Annotated in this window: 13 protein-coding genes; 6 read left to right on the top strand and 7 right to left on the bottom strand. The window is 69.7% G+C overall.

Annotation, left to right across the window (positions count from 1 at the left end; translation table 11 throughout):
- Window positions 1-26 precede the first annotated feature (26 nt).
- From AB0D59_RS04330 to AB0D59_RS04320, 3 genes are all read left to right on the top strand, one after another.
- The gene (locus tag AB0D59_RS04330) at window positions 27-1,238 is read left to right on the top strand and encodes an ROK family transcriptional regulator (RefSeq protein ID WP_362560601.1); all 1,212 of its coding nucleotides are present in this window, start codon (window positions 27-29) and stop codon (window positions 1,236-1,238) included.
- 223 nt (window positions 1,239-1,461) lie between these two features.
- The gene (locus tag AB0D59_RS04325; protein WP_362560599.1) at window positions 1,462-3,228 is read left to right on the top strand and encodes an ABC transporter ATP-binding protein; all 1,767 of its coding nucleotides are present in this window, start codon (window positions 1,462-1,464) and stop codon (window positions 3,226-3,228) included.
- Window positions 3,229-3,311: 83 nt separating this feature from the next.
- Window positions 3,312-3,977 carry an NUDIX domain-containing protein gene (locus tag AB0D59_RS04320; protein ID WP_362560596.1) on the top strand — a complete coding sequence of 222 codons (666 nt, stop codon included), beginning with the start codon at window positions 3,312-3,314 and terminating at the stop codon, window positions 3,975-3,977.
- 137 nt (window positions 3,978-4,114) lie between these two features.
- Here the strand turns inward: AB0D59_RS04320 and AB0D59_RS04315 are convergent, their stop codons facing one another.
- From AB0D59_RS04315 to iolD, 7 genes are all read right to left on the bottom strand, one after another.
- On the bottom strand, window positions 4,115-6,127 hold the full coding sequence (locus AB0D59_RS04315) for a beta-galactosidase (protein WP_362560593.1): 2,013 nt from the start codon (window positions 6,125-6,127) through the stop codon (window positions 4,115-4,117).
- Window positions 6,124-7,446 carry a glycoside hydrolase family 36 protein gene (locus tag AB0D59_RS04310; protein WP_362560590.1) on the bottom strand — a complete coding sequence of 441 codons (1,323 nt, stop codon included), beginning with the start codon at window positions 7,444-7,446 and terminating at the stop codon, window positions 6,124-6,126. The genes AB0D59_RS04315 and AB0D59_RS04310 overlap by 4 nt, the downstream gene beginning before the upstream one ends.
- A 26-nt stretch (window positions 7,447-7,472) precedes the next feature.
- Entirely contained in the window at window positions 7,473-8,360 is an 888-nt protein-coding gene (locus AB0D59_RS04305; protein ID WP_362560587.1) for a carbohydrate ABC transporter permease, read from the bottom strand.
- On the bottom strand, window positions 8,357-9,337 hold the full coding sequence (locus AB0D59_RS04300) for a sugar ABC transporter permease (protein ID WP_362560584.1): 981 nt from the start codon (window positions 9,335-9,337) through the stop codon (window positions 8,357-8,359). The genes AB0D59_RS04305 and AB0D59_RS04300 overlap by 4 nt, the downstream gene beginning before the upstream one ends.
- 9 nt (window positions 9,338-9,346) lie before the next feature.
- The gene (locus AB0D59_RS04295; RefSeq protein ID WP_362560582.1) at window positions 9,347-10,660 is read right to left on the bottom strand and encodes an extracellular solute-binding protein; all 1,314 of its coding nucleotides are present in this window, start codon (window positions 10,658-10,660) and stop codon (window positions 9,347-9,349) included.
- Between the two features lie 293 nt (window positions 10,661-10,953).
- On the bottom strand, window positions 10,954-11,739 hold the full coding sequence (locus AB0D59_RS04290; protein ID WP_362560580.1) for a GntR family transcriptional regulator: 786 nt from the start codon (window positions 11,737-11,739) through the stop codon (window positions 10,954-10,956).
- 29 nt (window positions 11,740-11,768) lie between these two features.
- Window positions 11,769-13,640 carry a 3D-(3,5/4)-trihydroxycyclohexane-1,2-dione acylhydrolase (decyclizing) gene (iolD, locus tag AB0D59_RS04285; RefSeq protein WP_362560577.1) on the bottom strand — a complete coding sequence of 624 codons (1,872 nt, stop codon included), beginning with the start codon at window positions 13,638-13,640 and terminating at the stop codon, window positions 11,769-11,771.
- Window positions 13,641-13,950: 310 nt separating this feature from the next.
- Between iolD and AB0D59_RS04280 the strand changes: the two genes are divergently transcribed.
- Genes AB0D59_RS04280 through AB0D59_RS04270 form a run of 3 tightly spaced genes read left to right on the top strand, consistent with a single transcriptional unit; the run spans window position 13,951 to window position 16,961 of the window.
- Window positions 13,951-14,970, top strand: a complete 1,020-nt coding sequence (locus tag AB0D59_RS04280; protein ID WP_362560576.1) for a sugar ABC transporter substrate-binding protein — start codon at window positions 13,951-13,953, stop codon at window positions 14,968-14,970.
- A 4-nt stretch (window positions 14,971-14,974) separates the two neighbouring features.
- Window positions 14,975-16,045, top strand: a complete 1,071-nt coding sequence (locus tag AB0D59_RS04275) for an ABC transporter permease (RefSeq protein ID WP_362560574.1) — start codon at window positions 14,975-14,977, stop codon at window positions 16,043-16,045.
- A gap of 4 nt (window positions 16,046-16,049) precedes the next feature.
- The gene (locus tag AB0D59_RS04270; RefSeq protein ID WP_362560571.1) at window positions 16,050-16,961 is read left to right on the top strand and encodes an ATP-binding cassette domain-containing protein; all 912 of its coding nucleotides are present in this window, start codon (window positions 16,050-16,052) and stop codon (window positions 16,959-16,961) included.

Genomic DNA, 16,961 nt, shown 5'->3' with positions numbered 1-16,961 from the left:
AGGCAGGGAGAAGCACGTTGACAAGCATGACGGGGACCACGGCGAGCACCGGGAAGCCCACCATCCGGCGCGGTACCAACCTGCCGCGCCTCGGTGACTTCAACGAGTCCGTGATCCTGGACGCCATCCGCCGCCACCCCACCGGCCTGAGCCGGGTGGAACTCGCCCAGGCCACCGGGCTGTCCGCGCAGACGGTCTCGAACATCACCCGCCGGCTGATCGACCAGGGCATCGCGCGGGAGTCGGGCAAGCGGAGCACCGGCAGCGGAAAGCCCCGCACCCTCCTCGAAATCGACCCCGCGTCCCGGTACGCGGTGGGTGTGCACCTCGACCCGGCGGTCATCACCTGCGTCCTGGTGGATCTGCTCGGCACCGTCGTCGCCCAGCGCAGTGTGGTGACGCCGAGCGGCGGCGACACCGACGCGATCGCCGCGGACATGGCCGCCTCGGTGTCCGCGATCGTGGCCGAGTCGGGCGCCGACCGGCAGCGGGTCCTGGGCCTCGGCATCGCCGCGCCGGGCCCCATCGACGCGGACGCCGGCTGGGTCGTGGACCCGCCCGAACTGCCCGGCTGGGGCCGTTACCCGCTGCGCGACCGGCTCAGCGAGGCGACCGGATTCCCGGCGCTGCTCGACAAGGACGTCACGGCCGCCGTCGTCGCCGAGCGCTGGACGGGAGCCGCCACCGACAGCCGCAACCTGCTCTTCTTCTACCTCGGCACCGGCTCCGGGATGGGGCTGGTGGTGGAGGACACCGTGCTGCGCGGGGTCTCCGGGAACGCGGGCGAGGTCGGCGGCCTCGGCGCCGCCGCCTCGACCAAGACGCTCGTCGAGGAGGCCGTCGCCCTGGGCGTGCTCGGCGCCGAGTACACGGTGACGAACCCGGCCGACGCCCAGCGCGGTCTGGAGCGCCTCGCGGTGCTCGCGGCCGACGGCGAGGCCCAGGCGGACGGCATCATCGAGCGCCTCGCGATCCGGATCGGACGGGGTGTCTGCGCAGCGGCGACGCTGCTGGACGTCGACACCATCGTGTTCGGCGGACCGACCTGGAAACTGCTCGCCGACCGCCTGCTGCCCGTCATCGAACCGATGGTCGCCCGCTCCCCGTTCGTGAAGGCGACCCACCCCACGACAGTGGTCTCCACCACCCTCGGCGAGAACGTCGCCGCCGTGGGCGCGGCATCCCTCGTCCTCGACCAGGCCCTCTCCGCCCAGCCGAGGTCACTGCTGCTGGGCTGAACCCCGCAGGGCGTCGACCGCGTGTTCGCACAGTAGCCGCCGTCCGGAAAACACGTGGACTCCGTGACCGTCGCCACGGCACACTTCCCTTTCCTGACCTGCCGATTCGAGGCCGCCGCAGACCATGCGCCGGCCGACTCGGCATGCCGTACGACGACTACACAGGGTTGAGATGACATCCTCAGTCGATTTACCTGCGAGCGGACCGCAAAAAGGTGCCGTCATGCTCGCACTTCGTTACTACGGACGGGAACTGGCGCGGCTCAAGTGGTTCACCCTGCCCGGATTGCTGCTGCCGGCGCTCGGCAACATCGGAATCAACTACGGGGCCCCGCTGGTCGTGGCCAAGCTGGTCGGCCGGATCGCCGACGGCCACGGCCTGGGCCTCGGTGCCGCACTGCCGTACGTCCTAGGCTTCGGCGGTGTCCTGCTGCTGGCGGAGGTGTTCTGGAGGATCGGTCTGCACTGCCTGAACCGCCTGGACGCGCTCGGCATCGAGCAGTTGTACGTCATCGGCATGGACGAACTGTTCGCCAAGGACTCCGCGTTCTTCCACGACAACTTCGCCGGGTCGCTCACCAAGCGGGTGCTGAGCTTCGCCACCCGCTTCGAGGAGTTCGCCGACACGCTCACCTTCAACATCGTGGGCAGTTTCGTGCCCCTGTTGTTCGGGTCGGTGGTGCTGTGGCGTTATGAACCGCTCCTGGTCGTCGGTCTGTTGACGATGATCGCGGTCACCGCGGTGTGCGTGGTGCCGCTGATCCGACGGCGGCAGCGGCTGGTCGCCCAGCGGGAGGAGGCCATCGCGCGGGTGTCCGGCCACGTCGCCGACAGCCTGATGAACATGGACACGGTCCGGGCGTTCGCCGCCGAGGGGCGGGAGGCCGCCGAACACCGGTCCCGGGTGGCCGAGTCGAGGCGGCGCACCCTGCGCTCCTGGGACTACGGCAACCTGCGCATCGACACGTTCGTCGCGCCGATGTCCGTCGCGACCAACGCGCTGGGCCTGCTGCTCGCGGTGGGGCTGGCCGGCGGCGGACACGGTGTGGAGGCGGTCGTGGTCGCCTTCACCTACTACACCAACGCGACCCGGATCATGTTCGAGTTCAACCAGATCTACCGGCGTATGGAGAGCTCCATGACGGAGGCGGCCCAGTTCACCGAGCTGCTTCTGGAGCCGCCGACCGTGCTGGACCCGGTGACCCCGGAACCGCTCGCGCCGCGGGCCGCCGACGTCCGCTTCGAGAAGGTCTCCTTCACCCACGCGGGTGCCAAACCGCTGTTCGAGGGACTGGAGCTGGACGTGCCCAGCGGCTCGAAGTTCGGGTTCGTCGGCCGGTCGGGCGGCGGCAAGACCACGCTCACCCGGCTGCTGCTGCGGATGACCGACATCGACGCCGGACGGATCACCATCGGCGGGCAGGACATCAGCCGGCTGCGCCAGGGCGACCTGCGTGGCCAGATCGCCTACGTCCCGCAGGACCCGGCGATGTTCCACCGCACCCTGCGGGAGAACATCGCCTTCGCCCGGCCCGACGCCAGCGACGCCGAGATCCGGCTCGCCGCCGAGGCGGCCCACGTCACGGAGTTCGCCGACGCGCTGCCGGACGGCTTCGAGACGATGGTCGGCGAGCGGGGCGTCAAGCTCTCCGGCGGCCAGCGCCAGCGGGTCGCCCTCGCCCGGGCGATCCTGCGGGACGCCCCGATCCTGCTCCTGGACGAGGCGACCAGCGCGCTGGACTCCGAGAGCGAGATGCTCGTCCAGGAGGCGCTGTGGCGGCTCATGGAGGGGCGTACGGCGCTGGTGGTGGCGCACCGGCTGAGCACGGTCGCCTCCATGGACCGGCTCGTGGTCCTGGACCGCGGCCGGATCGTCGAGCAGGGCACGCACCACGAACTGCTCGCCGCCGAGGGCGCCTACGCCAAGCTGTGGCAGCACCAGTCGGGCGGCTTCCTCGACGAGGGCCCGGCACGGGCCGAAGTGCACTGACGGGACGCCGGCCGGACACGGGCGGGTGGTAGACAGGTGATCATGACCGACCTGAACGCCCCCGCCCGCCCGGCAGGCCTTTGATGACCGCCGGGACCGACACCCCCGACCGCCGGGGCCGCACCGGACTCGACCGCACCGGCCTGGACCTGACCGGCAACCCGCGCGTGAAGGTCCGGGAGGTGAAACTGCTGTCCAGCCACTGGTACGTCGAGCGGGCCACCACCTTCGACTACCGGCACGCCGACGGCACCTGGCACACCGAGGAACGCGAGACCCACGACCGCGGCAACGGCGCCACGCTCCTCCTCTACGACGCCGAGCGCGAAACCGTCCTGCTCACCCGCCAGTTCCGCTTCCCGGTGTACGTCAACGGCCACCCCGACGGCATGCTGATCGAGACCCCGGCGGGCCTCCTGGACGCCGCCGACGAGCACCCGGAACACGCGGTCCGCCGGGAGGTCGTCGAGGAGACCGGCCACACCGTCGGCGACGTCCAGCACGTCTTCGACGTCTACATGAGCCCCGGCTCGGTCACCGAACGGATCTCCTTCTACGCGGCCGCCTACACCCCCGCCACCCGCACCCACGAGGGCGGCGGCCTGGACGAGGAGGGCGAGGACATCGAGATCCTCGAACTCCGCTTCCGTCGCGCCCTGGAGATGATCCGCACGGGCGAGATCGCCGACGCCAAGACGATCATGCTGCTCCAATGGGCGGCACTGGAAGGCCCGTTCGCCCGCGACTGACGAACGCCCCCGCACCCCTTCCGAGGCGCGGGGGCTTGTCGACATGCGCCGCCGGCAGTACCCCGAAGGGGCGCGGGGAACTACGCGGCCGGCCACGACGAACCCACAGCCGCCGAACAACCCTTCCGGTCCCGGCGCTACGCGCCCCGCCGCCGCTCCCGCACGACCGCGATGTCACCCGGCGCCACGACAACCGTCCCGTCGGCCGCCTTGCCGGACAACAGCTCCACCGCTCCCGCCGCCACCGCGACCTCGGCCCCCTCCCCGGCATGGTCGATCACGAACACGTAGTCCGCGTCCGCACCACGCCGGACGACCACCTCCACACCCGCCGGCGCGGTACGGCCCGCGGCCACGCCCGCTTCCGCGCGGATCCGGTCGAGCAGCCCCGCCAGGGTCTCCGCGTCCGGCAGCGTCGCCAGGTACCAGGCGCTGCCCGTGCCGTACGCGTGCCGCGTCACCGCCGGGACACCGGCGAGAGGGCCGTCCGCGTAGGACGTGACCACCTCGGCGCCCTCCGGCCGTACCCGCTCCGACCACAGCGAGCCCGTGCCGCCCTCGCTGAGCGCCACCCGCTCACCCGGCAGCAGCGGGAACAGCTCGTCCGTGCGGACGCCCAGCACCTCACGGAACGCACCCGGGTAACCGCCCAGCCGCACATGGCTGTTCTCGTCCACCATGCCGCTGTGGAAGCCGACGGCGAGGGAGCCGCCGGCCTCGGCGAAGGACGTCAGGTTGGCCGCGCCCGCGTCGTCCACCAGGTACAGGCTCGGGGCCAGGACCACCTTGTACGCCGACAGGTCCGCGTCCGGCCGGACGAAGTCCACGGCCACGCCCGCCCGCCACAGCGGCTCGTACCAGGAGCGGGCCAGGTCCAGGTAGCGCAGCTCGCCGCTCGGCTGGGAGGGGAACTCCAGCGCCCAGCGGGCGTCCCAGTCCCAGACCACGGCCACCTCGGCGGTGCCGGTGCTGCCCCGTACCTCCGCCAACGCCGTCAGGTCCGCGCCCAGCCGGACCACGTCCCGCCAGATCTGGCTGTCGGTCCCGGCGTGCGGCAGCATCGCCGAGTGCCACTGCTCGGCGCCGGCCTTCGCCGCCCGCCACTGGAAGTAGCAGATGCCGTCCGCGCCGTGCGCCACATGCGCGAGCGCGTTGCGGCGCAACTCACCCGGGTTCTTGGCCCGGTTGACGGGCTGCCAGTTGACCGCGCCCGTCGAGTGCTCCATCAGCAGCCACGGCCCGCCCGCCAGCGACCGCACCAGATCGCCGCTGAGCGCGATGTCGATCTCCGACTCGGGGTCGGCGGACATCAGATAGTGGTCGTTGGCCACCACGTCCAGCTCCGGTGCCCAGCGCCAGTAGTCGAGGGCGTCGAAGTTGTGCATCACCATGAAGTTGGTGGTGGCCGGGATCGTGGGCGCCGCCTCCCGGAGCACGTCCCGCTCCGCCGTGTACAGCGAGAGCAGCTCGTCCGAGCAGAAGCGCCGCCAGTCCAGCTGGTGCGTCGGGTTGGGTACGGCACCGGTCGCGCGGGGCGGCAGGATCTCGTCCCAGTCGTAGTACCACTGGCTCCAGAAGGTGGTGCCCCAGGCGTGGTTGAGGGCGGCCAGGTCGTCGCCGTACCGGGCCCGCAGCCAGCGGCGGAAGGACTCCGCGCTGGTGTCGCAGTAGCAGGCCGCGTTGTGGCAGCCGTACTCGTTGTGGACGTGCCACATCTTCACGGCCGGGTGGCTCGCGTACCGCTCGGCGAGGGCGCCCGCGATCCTGAGCGCGGCCTCGCGGTAGGCGGGGCTGCTGGGGCAGAACGTCTGCCGGCTGCCGTACGACAGGGTGCGGCCGTCGTGGTCCACCGGGAGCGCCTCCGGGTGGGCGCGGAAGAACCAGGCCGGCGGGGCGGCCGTCGGGGTGGCGAGGTCGGCGGCGATGCCGTTCTCGTGGAGGAGATCGAGGATCTTGTCCATCCGTGAGAAGTCGTGGACGCCCTCGGACGGCTCCATCAGCGCCCACGAGAAGATGCCGACGCTCACCATGGTGACGCCCGCCTCGCGCATCAGACGGACGTCCTCGGCCCACACCTCCTCGGGCCACTGCTCGGGGTTGTAGTCGCCGCCGTAGGCGATGCCCGGGACGGAGAGGGTGCGGTCGCTCATCGGCTGACTCCGGTTGCTCCGGTGAGAAGGCGGCGGGTCGTGTCCACGCCCCACGGGTCGAGGGAGAGCAGCCGGTCGCTGGAGGCGACCAGGCCGCCGACGGCCTCCACATGGGCCGCCCAGCGGGCGCGGGTCTCCACGGCGGGGCGGGCCATCAGGCAGTCGGGGTCGTTGATCCAGAGCCGGCCGTGCTGCCACTGACGGCCGACACCGGTGAACTCGGCCGGGTCCTGGCCCGGTTGGCTGTAGTCACCGGCCTGGGGGCGGCGGTGCGGGGCCGTGTCCGGGCTGACCCGCATCGCGTCGAACAGGCCGATGGAGGGCAGGATCGGCGCACCGCAGCCCAGCAGGTAGGCGTCGGCGCCGATGGCCTCCCGGATCAGGGCGATCCCGAGCCGGTACGCGGTAAGCGGGTCCGCGCCCGAGTGCCGTACGCCGTCCAGCGCGCCCGCGTAGAGGAAGTCGACCTTGAAGTAGTCGTAGCCCTCGGCGCGGAGCGTGGCGAAGACGTCGGCGAGGTAGGCCGCGGCGGCCGGGTGGGTGGTGTCCAGGACGTACAGGTCGTGGCCCCAGTTGCGGCCCGCGTGCAGTGGGTTGCCGTCGGGGTCGCGGACCAGCCAGTCCGGGTAGGTCTCGGCGAGCGCGCTCGCCGGGTCGACCAGGAAGGGCGCCGTCCAGATGCCCGCCCGGCGGCCGCGGGCGCGGATGGCGTCCGCGATGCCCCGCCGGGAGCGGAAGCGGCCGGAGAGGGTCAGCCAGTCGCCCAGGGCGCTCTGGTAGCCGTCGTCGATCTGCACCACGTCGATCGGCAGGTCGAGGGTGTCCATCGCGCGCAGGTTCTCGTGGATGTCGTCCTCGGTGACGGCCGTGAAGTACTCGTACCAGGAGCACCAGACGGTGGGCGCGGGGCGGGGTGCCGGCAGGGCCAGGGCGCCGGCCCAGTCGGCCAGCACGGACTGGATGTCCGTGCCGGCCCACTCCTTGACCGGGCCGTCCGCCTCGACCTCCGCGACACCGCCCGCGACCGTCAGCCGGATCGACGGCACCTCGTGCAACGGGTCCGGCGCCGCCCAGAGCCGGACCGGGGAGCCGTCGCCCGGGTCGAGTGCCAGCAGGCCCTCGCCCTGGAAGGTCCCGGCGGGCACCTCGCGGCCGGGGCGGTAGCAGACGGTCGCCCAGTTGGCGTTCGTCGGACGGTACGGGGCCGCGCCGAGGGCGTAGGAGCCGCTCGGCGACCAGGACTGCCAGCCCTCCTCGTGGACACGGGCGGTGCGCGTGTCCACGGGTACGGAGGCCACCGGGGTGAACGGGTTGTGCACGAGGTTCTCTTTCAAAGGGGGCCGGATCAGCCCTTGGCGGAGCCCAGGGTCAGACCGCTGACGAACTGCTTCTGGAGCGCGAAGTACACGAGCAGCGTCGGGATCGCGGTCAGCAGGGAACCGGCGGCGACCAGGTTCGGGTCGGTGAAGAACTGGCCGGAGAGGTTGTTCAGCGCCGAGGTGATCGGCATGTTGTCACCGGTCGAGATCAGCACCAGCGCCCAGAAGAAGTCGTTGTAGATCCAGATCGACAACAGGGTCGCCAGGGCCGCCATCGCCGGCTTGCACAGCGGCAGCGTGATCTGCCAGTACAGCCGCCACACCGACGCCCCGTCCACCAGCGCGGCCTCGGTCAGCTCGTGCGGCAGCGACCGCATGTAGTTGCTGAGCACGAAGGCACAGAACCCGGACTGGAACGCCACATGGATCAGCACCAGGCCGAGCGCCGAGTCGTACAGCTTGCCGCTCGCGGTGATGCCAGGCAGGTTCGTCAGCAAGTACATCCGGTACAGCGGGGTGATGATGACCTGCTGGGGGAGCAGGTTGCCGGCGGTGAAGACCAGCAGCAGCGCCAGGTTGAGCCGGAAGTCGAAGCGGCTGACGTAGAACGCGACCATCGACGACAGGAACAGGGTGAGCAGCACGGCCGGAACCGCGATGATCACCGTGTTCATGAAGTAGTGCGTCATGTCCGACTGCGTGAACGCGTTCTTGAAGTTGTCGAAGTTCAGCGTGTGCGGCCAGGACACGTAACCGCGGTTGCTGGTCTCGCTGTACGGGCGCAGTGCCGAGAAGATCGCCCACAGCAGCGGGGCGAGCCAGGCCAGGGCCGTACCGGCCAGGAACACGTGCAGCAGCACGCGCGCCGGGCGGATCGGGGTGCGCTGCTTGGCCAGCGCGCTCACGGTGCTCATGCGCGCCGCTCCTTCCGGAAGGTCGCGATCAGATACGGGATGATCACGATCAGCGAGATGAACAGCAGCACCACCGCGATCGCCGAGCCGTAACCGATCCGGCTGGACTCGCCGATGATGTTGTTGGTCACCAGGATGGAGAGCAACTCGGTGCCCTGGGCGCCCTTGTTGAAGACGAAGACGAGGTCGAAGGCGCGCAGCGCCTCGATGATCGTCACGACCAGGACGACCGTGTTGGTCGGCCGCAGGGTCGGGAAGATGACGCTCTTGAACGTCTGCCACTCATTGGCGCCGTCGAGCGCCGAGGCCTCGCGCAGCGACGGGTCGACGCTCTTCAGGCCGGCCAGGTACAGGATCATCATGTAGCCGGCGTGCCGCCAGGACGCGGCGATCAGTACCGCCCACAGGTTGAGCTTCGGGTCACCGATCCAGTCGATGTAGTGCCCCGGCTTGTTGGCGCCGATGAGGCTGTTGATCAGGCCCGTGTCCGGGTTGTAGATCAGCTGCCAGACGAACCCGATGCACGCCATGGAGATGACGACCGGCAGGAAGAACGCCGTCTGGTAGACCCGGCTGAACCGGATCTTCTTGTCCAACTGCACGGCCAAGAACAGGCCGAACGGGGTCGGGATCAGGATGAGTACGACGAACCAGATGACGTTGTGCTGGACGGCGGGCCAGAACTGCGGGTTGTCGGTGAAGAGTTGCTTGAAGTTGTCGAGTCCGACCCACTTGATGGAGTCGAAGCCGATGCCGTCCCAGGTGGTGAAGGCGAGCAGGATCGAGGCCAGGGCGGTCACCCAGACCAGGAGGACATGCAGGAGCGTCGGCACGCCCGCCATGAAGGCGAGGGTGATCCGGTCACGGCGGGTCAGCAGGCGCTTGTGCCCCTTCTGGACCCGCTTCTTTTCGGACGCGCGCCCAGGAGGCGGCGCGGCGGCCGCCTCCTGGGACTTCGTGGTCGTGTCAGTCGTCATTCAGCTGGCTCACTCGGACGCGAAGATGGTCTTCTTCTGGCGCTCGATGGACGAGAGCAGGCTGTCGATCCCCTTGGGGTTCTGCAGGAACTTCTGCAGGGAGGGCTGCATCACCGTGGAGGTGAAGTCCGGCCGGGAGTCGCGGTCCATGAACTGGGTGAGGCTCTTGGCGGCGCCGATCATCTCGTACGCCTTCTTCTGCAGCGTCGAATACGACGACGTGCTGGCCTTGTTGGAGGCCGCCACCACGCTCGGGTCACCCTTGAGGTAGAGCTCCTCGGCGGCCGGGGAGCCGAGGTACTCCAGCAGCTTCACGACACCGTCGTGGTTCTTCGGGGACTTGCTGACCATGAAGCCGTCGGTGGGCGCCTCCACGGTGTCCTGGCCGTACGCGGAGTTGATCTCCGGGAAGGCGAAGAAGTCGAGGTCGTCCAGGTCGGCCTTGTTGGTGAACTGCTGGGCCACGAAGGAGCCGAGGAGGTACATGCCGGCCTTCTTCGACACCAGGGTCTGGGCGGCGTCCTGCCAGGTACGGCCCATGAAGCCGTCCTGGTGGTAGGGGAGCAGCTCGGCCCAGTGGTCGAAGACGGCCTTGACCTTGGCGTCGGTCCACTCCGCCTTGCCCGCCATCAACTCGACGTGGAAGTCGTAGCCGTTGAGGCGGAAGTTGATCTGGTCGAAGGTGCCCATCGCCGGCCAGGCGTCCTTGTCGCCGAAGGCGATCGGGACCAGGCCGTCCTTCTTCATCTGCTTGCACAGGGCCACCAGTTCGTCCCAGGTGGTGGGGACCGAGTAGCCGTGCTGCTGGAAGACGCTCTTGCGGTAGAAGACCGCCCACGGGTACGTGTTCAGCGGCACGAAGTAGTACTTGCCGTCCGCGCCCTTGCTGAGCTTCTTCATCGCGTCGGGGAAGTTGGCCCCGATCTTCTCCCACACGTCGTCGATCGGGGAGGCAAGGCCCTTCTGCGCGAAGAACTGCATGCGGTAGCCCGCGAACCAGTTGAACACGTCGTCCGGGGTGCCCTGCAGATACGAGTTGATCTGCTCCTGGAAGGTGTTGTGGTCCTTGGTGTTCACCTTCACGGTGAGGCCGGACTGCTTCGTGAAGGCCGTGTAGAGGGCTCCGTAGGCCTTCTTCGGTACGGCGTCGGACTGGTTGGAGCCGAGGCTGACCGTCTTCGGGTCCGAGGAGGACCCGCTGCCGCCGCAGGCGGACAGCAGGGGTATGCCGGCACCCGCGAGGAGGGCGGCCGAACCGGCGCCACGCAGAACGTTACGGCGGCTCGGACCCGGCACGTGAAGACCGGACGGGGAGATGCGCATGGCGGCTCCTGAGGAACAGGGTTCGGCAAGGGGAAGAGTTGATCTTCGAAAGGTCCCGAAACCGATCAGAAACCAACTCGGCCGAACATCGTGGGCGCAATAACAGCCGCTTGTCCGCTCATGCGTCAATAGCCTGCGGCTCTCTCGCCCGTCTCTTGCCCGAAACGTAATCGACATGGTCGCCTACCGGTTTGTTGAACAAAGCGGTACGACAGAGCCCCCACGGGACAAACTCCGTGGGGGCTCGTGTGCGGGCCTGTTCGTTTCCCGCGTCCGGACCAGCATCGGAGGAGCTACGGCCGGACGAGCAGCTGGAAGTCGAAGGCGTACCGGGACGCCCGGTAGACGTGGCTGCCGTACTCCACCGCCCGTCCGGTGTCGTCGTAGGCCGTGCGCCGCATGGTGAGCAGGGCGGCGCCCTGCTTCTCGTCGAGGCGGGCGGCCTCCTCGACGGTGGCGCTGCGGGCGCCCACGGTCTGCCGGGCGCTGTGCAGGGTGATGCCCGCCGTGCGCATCATCCGGTACAGACCCGTCGACTCCAGGCGTTCCGTGTCGAGTTCGAGCAGGGTGGCGGGCAGGTAGTTGCAGAGGAACGCCACCGGCTGGCCGTGCGTGCGGCGCAGCCGCTCCAGCACGACCACCTCCGTGCCCTCCGCGATGCCGAGCGCTGCGGCCACCTCGCCGGTCGCCGGGATCCGCTCGTTGCGCAGCACCCGGGTGGTCGGGCCCTGCCCGGCCGACTCCAGGTCGTCGTAGAGGCTGCTCAGTTCCAGCGGCCGCTTGACCTGACTGTGCACCACCTGGGTGCCCACGCCCCGGCGGCGCACCAACAGCCCCTTGTCGACGAGGGACTGGATGGCCTGGCGGACCGTGGGCCGGGACAGGCCGAGCCGCACCGACAGGTCGATCTCGTTGCCCAGGAGGTTCCCCGGGGCGAGGACACCGTGCTCTATGGCCTCCTCCAGCTGCCGGGCGAGCTGGTAGTAGAGCGGTACGGGACTGCCGCGGTCCAGGGCGAAGTCCAGGGAGTCGAGCGCCGAGACGGTCGCGGTGCGGGCGGAATCACCGGTTCGGGCCACCGGGACACCTCCTTCCGGGGTTCGTGGGTTCACAGGTGCCGACGGCGCTCGGCGCGCTGCCGGTCGTAGTCCTCGCGAGCCCGTACGGCCGGCTCCCGGGCGGCGGTCTCGGCGACCGGCACGTCCCACCAGGCCTCGGCCGGAGGAGCGGTGGGTGCCGGGTCCGTCTCGATGTACACACAGGTCGGCCGGTCGCTCGCCCGGGCCGCCGCGAGGGCCTCGCGCAGCTCGCGCACGGTCTTGGCGCGCAGCACCTCCATGCCGAGGCTGGCCGCGTTGGCGGCGAGATCGACCGGCAGCGGGGCGCCGCCGAAGGTGCGGTCGGCCAGGCGGTAGCGGTAGGCGGTGCCGAACCGCTCGCCGCCCACCGACTCGGAGAGGCCGCCGATGGAGGCGTACCCGTGGTTCTGGATCAGTACCAGGTTGACGGGCAGGCCCTCCTGGACGGCGGTGACGATCTCGGTCGGATTCATCAGATAGGTGCCGTCGCCGACCAGCGACCAGACCACGGTGTCCGGGGCCGCCTGCTGGACGCCGATGCCGGCCGGGATCTCGTAGCCCATGCACGAGTAGCCGTACTCCAGGTGGTACTGGCGCGGCGAGCGGGCCCGCCAGAGCTTGTGGAGGTCGCCCGGGAGCGAGCCGGCCGCGTTGATGACAACGTCGTCATCGCCCACCACCGCGTCCAGGGCGCCGAGCACCTGCGTCTGGGTCGGCACGGCGTCCTCGTCGTCCGCGCGGTAGGCGGCCTCGACGATGGCCTCCCAACGGTCCTTGCCGGCCCGGTACTCGGCCTCGTAGTCCGCGGCCACCCGATGCCCGGCGAGGGCCTCCGTGAGGGCGTCCAGCCCCGCCAGCGCGTCGCAGACGAGGGTGCGGGCGGCCAGCTTGTGAGCGTCGAAGCCGGTGATGTTCAGGTTGAGGAAGCGGACATCCGGGTTCCGGAAGAGCGTGCCGGAGGCCGTGGTGAAGTCCGTGTACCGGGTACCGACACCGATGACCAGGTCGGCGGTGCGGGCCAGGTCGTCGGCGACGGCGGTCCCGGTGTGGCCGATACCGCCCAGGTCGGCCGGGTGGTCGTGGCGCAGCGAGCCCTTCCCCGCCTGGGTCGAGGCCACGGGGATGCCGGTGGCCTCCACAAGGGCCCTCAGGGCGTCCTCGGCGCGGCTGTGGTGGATTCCGCCGCCCGCGACGATCAGCGGCCGCTCAGCGGCCCGTACGGCGCTCACGGCGTCCGCCAGCTCGACCGGGTCGGGGGCGGGCCGGCGGACCCGCCAGACGCGCTCGGCGAAGAACTCCTCGGGCCAGTCGTACGCCTCCGCCTGGACGTCCTGGGGGAGGGCGAGGGTGACCGCGCCGGTCTCGGCCGGGTCGGCGAGCACCCGCATGGCGTTCAGGGCGGACGGGATCAGCGCCTCGGGGCGGGTGATCCGGTCGAAGTAGCGGGAGACCGGGCGCAGCGTGTCGTTGACGGAGACGTCGAACTCGACCGGGTGCTCCAGCTGTTGCAGCAGCGGGTCGGGCGCGTGGCTCGCGAAGTAGTCGCCGGGGAGGAGCAGCACCGGCAGCCGGTTGATGGTCGCGAGGGCGGCGCCGGTCACCAGGTTGGTGGCGCCCGGGCCGATGGACGTGGTCACCGCCTGTGCGGAGAGCCGGTCCAGCTGGCGGGCGTGGCCGACGGCCGCGTGCACCATCGCCTGCTCGTTGCGGCCCTGGTGGTACGGCATGACGTCGCCGTACTCGAGGAGCGCCTGGCCGATACCCGCCACATTGCCGTGGCCGAAGATGCCCCAGGTGCCGGCGATCAGCCGGTGCCGGACGCCGTCGCGCTCGGTGTACTGGGCGGACAGGAACCGCACCAGTGCCTGGGCGACGGTCAGGCGGGTGGTCGGCTGGCTCATGGGGACCTCATTCGGGCGGTTGGTGTGCAGGGGTACGCCGGGCGGGAGCGGGTAGGGATGGCGAGGCTCTTCGGGTGGGGCGGGGTGCCTCTCAGGTGTAGATCGGGGCAGGTCGAGCTGTCAATGGTTTGTACTTACATTCGGACCTGAGTGTGAAATGATGTCTTAACAAAGTATTGACAGCGGGCCGCGCAGGGACTTGTATCCCGTCCCAACGCACAGCACCGACCCGGAGCGGCACTTTCCGGGCCGGGTCCAGGATCCTCACGGATCCCCTTTCTTTCCCGTCGCACAGTGAGGTGCAGGCAAGATGGATCGCTCATCCCGTATCCGTCCGCGGAGACTGGCCCCCTTCGTGGCCGTGGCCGCGGCGGCCGCCCTGACCCTCGCAGGCTGCTCCAGCAGCTCCGGAGGAAAGAAGTCGGAGGAGGGCGGTGCGGCCGCCTCCGCCGGCAAGGCGAGCACCCCCCGCATGACGGTCGCGCTGGTCACCCACCAGGCGCCGGGCGACACCTTCTGGGACATCGTCCGCAAGGGCGCCCAGGCGGCCGCCGCCAAGGACAACGTCAAGCTCGTCTACTCCTCCGACCCGAACGCGGGCAACCAGGCCAACCTGGTGCAGAACGCGATCGACCAGAAGGTCGACGGGATCGCCGTCACCCTCGCCAAGCCGGACGCCCTCAAGGCCGTCATCGGCAAGGCGACCGCGGCGAACATCCCGGTCGTCGGGCTCAACTCCGGCGTGAGCGACTGGAAGAAGCTCGGCCTGCTGGAGTTCTTCGGCCAGGACGAGACGGTGGCGGGCGAGGCGCTCGGCAACCGGCTGAACACGGAAGGCGCCAAGAAGGTCGTCTGTGTCATCCAGGAGCAGGGCAACGTGGGCCTCACCCAGCGGTGCGACGGGGTGAAGAAGACGTTCTCCGGGACGACGGAGACCCTGTACGTCGACGGCACGTCCCCGACCTCGGTCAAGTCCACGATCACCGCCAAGCTCAAGACGGACGGGGCCATCGACCACGTGATCACGCTCGGCGCCCCCATCGCGCTGATCGCCGTGCAGTCGGTGTCCGACGCGGGCAGCAAGGCGAAGATCGCCACCTTCGACCTCAACAAGGACCTGACCGGCGCCATCAGTAAGGGGACCATCGAGTTCGCCGTGGACCAGCAGCCCTACCTGCAGGGCTACCTGGCGGTCGACTCGCTGTGGCTCTACAAGAACAACGGCAACTACATGGGCGGCGGTGAGCAGCCGGTGCTGACCGGGCCGGCCTTCGTCGACAAGTCCAACGTCGAGAAGGTCGCCCAGTTCGCGGCGAAGGGCACACGGTGATCGTATGAGCCAGCAGGCACAGCCGGCGGTGTCCACACCGCCGGCCCCCGGCCCCAAGGAGAAGGACGGCCGCACCGCACAACGCCCGCTGGCGCTCCGGGTGCTGGCCCGTCCGGACGTCGGCGTCTTCCTCGGCGCCGTCGCGGTGTACGTGTTCTTCCTGATCGCGGCGCCACCGGTGCGCGAAGCCAGCTCGATGGCGAACATCCTGTACCAGTCGTCCACCATCGGGATCATGGCGTTGCCGGTGGCCCTGCTGATGATCGGCGGCGAGTTCGACCTCTCGGCCGGTGTCGCGGTGGTCAGTTCGGCGCTGACCGCGAGCATGCTCAGCTACCAGCTGACGCTCAACGTGTGGATGGGCGTGATCGTCGCCCTGATCGTGTCGCTCGCCATCGGGGCCTTCAACGGCTGGATGGTGGTCAGGACCGGGCTGCCCAGCTTCCTGGTCACCCTGGGCACCTTCCTGATCCTCCAGGGCGTCAACCTCGCGGTCACCAAGCTGGTCACCGGCAACGTCGCCACCGACGACATCAGCAACATGGACGGCTTCGACCAGGTCAAGAGCGTCTTCGCGTCCTCCTTCCACATCGGCGGCGTCGAAGTGAAGATCACCATCGTGTGGTGGCTGGTCTTCGCGGCCATCGCCACCTGGGTGCTGCTGCGCACCAAGTACGGAAACTGGGTCTTCGCGGTCGGCGGCAACAAGGAGAGCGCCCGCGCGGTCGGCGTCCCGGTGACCTTCACCAAGATCTCGCTGTTCATGCTGGTCGGCTTCGGCGCCTGGTTCGTCGGCATGCACCAGCTGTTCTCCTTCAACACCGTGCAGTCCGGCGAGGGCGTCGGCCAGGAGCTGATCTACATCTCCGCGGCCGTCATCGGCGGCTGCCTGCTGACGGGCGGCGCGGGCTCGGCGATCGGCCCGGTCTTCGGCGCCTTCATGTTCGGCATGGTGCAGCAGGGCATCGTCTACGCCGGCTGGAACCCCGACTGGTTCAAGGCCTTCCTGGGCGTCATGCTGCTCGGCGCCGTCCTGATCAACCTGTGGGTCCAGCGCACCGCGACCAGGAGGTGACCCGATGACAGACAACGGAACCGGAACCCACGGCGCCGTCCTCCAGGACACGGCGCCCGCCGAGGGCGCCCCGATCGTCGAACTGCGCGGCGCGGGCAAGTCCTACGGCAACATCCGCGCCCTGCACGGCGTCGACCTCAAGGTCTTTCCCGGCCAGGTCACCTGCGTGCTTGGCGACAACGGGGCCGGCAAGTCGACCCTGATCAAGATCATCTCGGGGCTGCACCAGCACACCGAGGGCGACTTCCTCGTCGACGGCGAGCCGGTGCGCTTCAGCACCCCGCGCGAGGCCCTCGACAAGGGCATCGCCACCGTCTACCAGGACCTGGCCGTCGTCCCCCTGATGCCGGTGTGGCGGAACTTCTTCCTCGGCTCCGAGATGACCCGGGGCCCCTGGCCGGTCAGGCGTCTCGACATCGTCAGGATGAAGGAGACCGCCGACCGCGAACTGCGCAACATGGGCATCGTCCTGGACGACCTGGAACAGCCCATCGGCACGCTCTCCGGCGGCCAGCGCCAGTGCGTGGCCATCGCCCGTGCCGTCTACTTCGGTGCCCGTGTGCTGATCCTCGACGAGCCCACCGCCGCCCTCGGCGTCAAGCAGTCCGGCGTGGTCCTGAAGTACATCGCCGCCGCCCGCGACCGCGGCCTCGGCGTCATCTTCATCACCCACAACCCGCACCACGCCTACATGGTCGGCGACCACTTCAGCGTGCTGCGCCTGGGCACCCTCGAACTCTCCGCCCCCCGCAGCGAGATCACGCTCGAAGAACTCACCAACCACATGGCCGGCGGCACCGAACTCGCCGCCCTCAAGCACGAACTGTCCCAGGTCCGCGGAGTCGACACCGAGGAACTCCCGGAAGAGGAGGACCTCACCGCCCCCGCGGTGACCGGTCCGGAAGGAAAGTCCTGA

Origin of the sequence: Streptomyces sp. NPDC048417, assembly GCF_040651615.1 — a bacterium.
GTDB lineage: Bacteria > Actinomycetota > Actinomycetes > Streptomycetales > Streptomycetaceae > Streptomyces.
The sequence above is the reverse complement of the archived record's forward strand: the minus strand, read 5'-3'. Positions and strand labels throughout refer to the sequence as shown.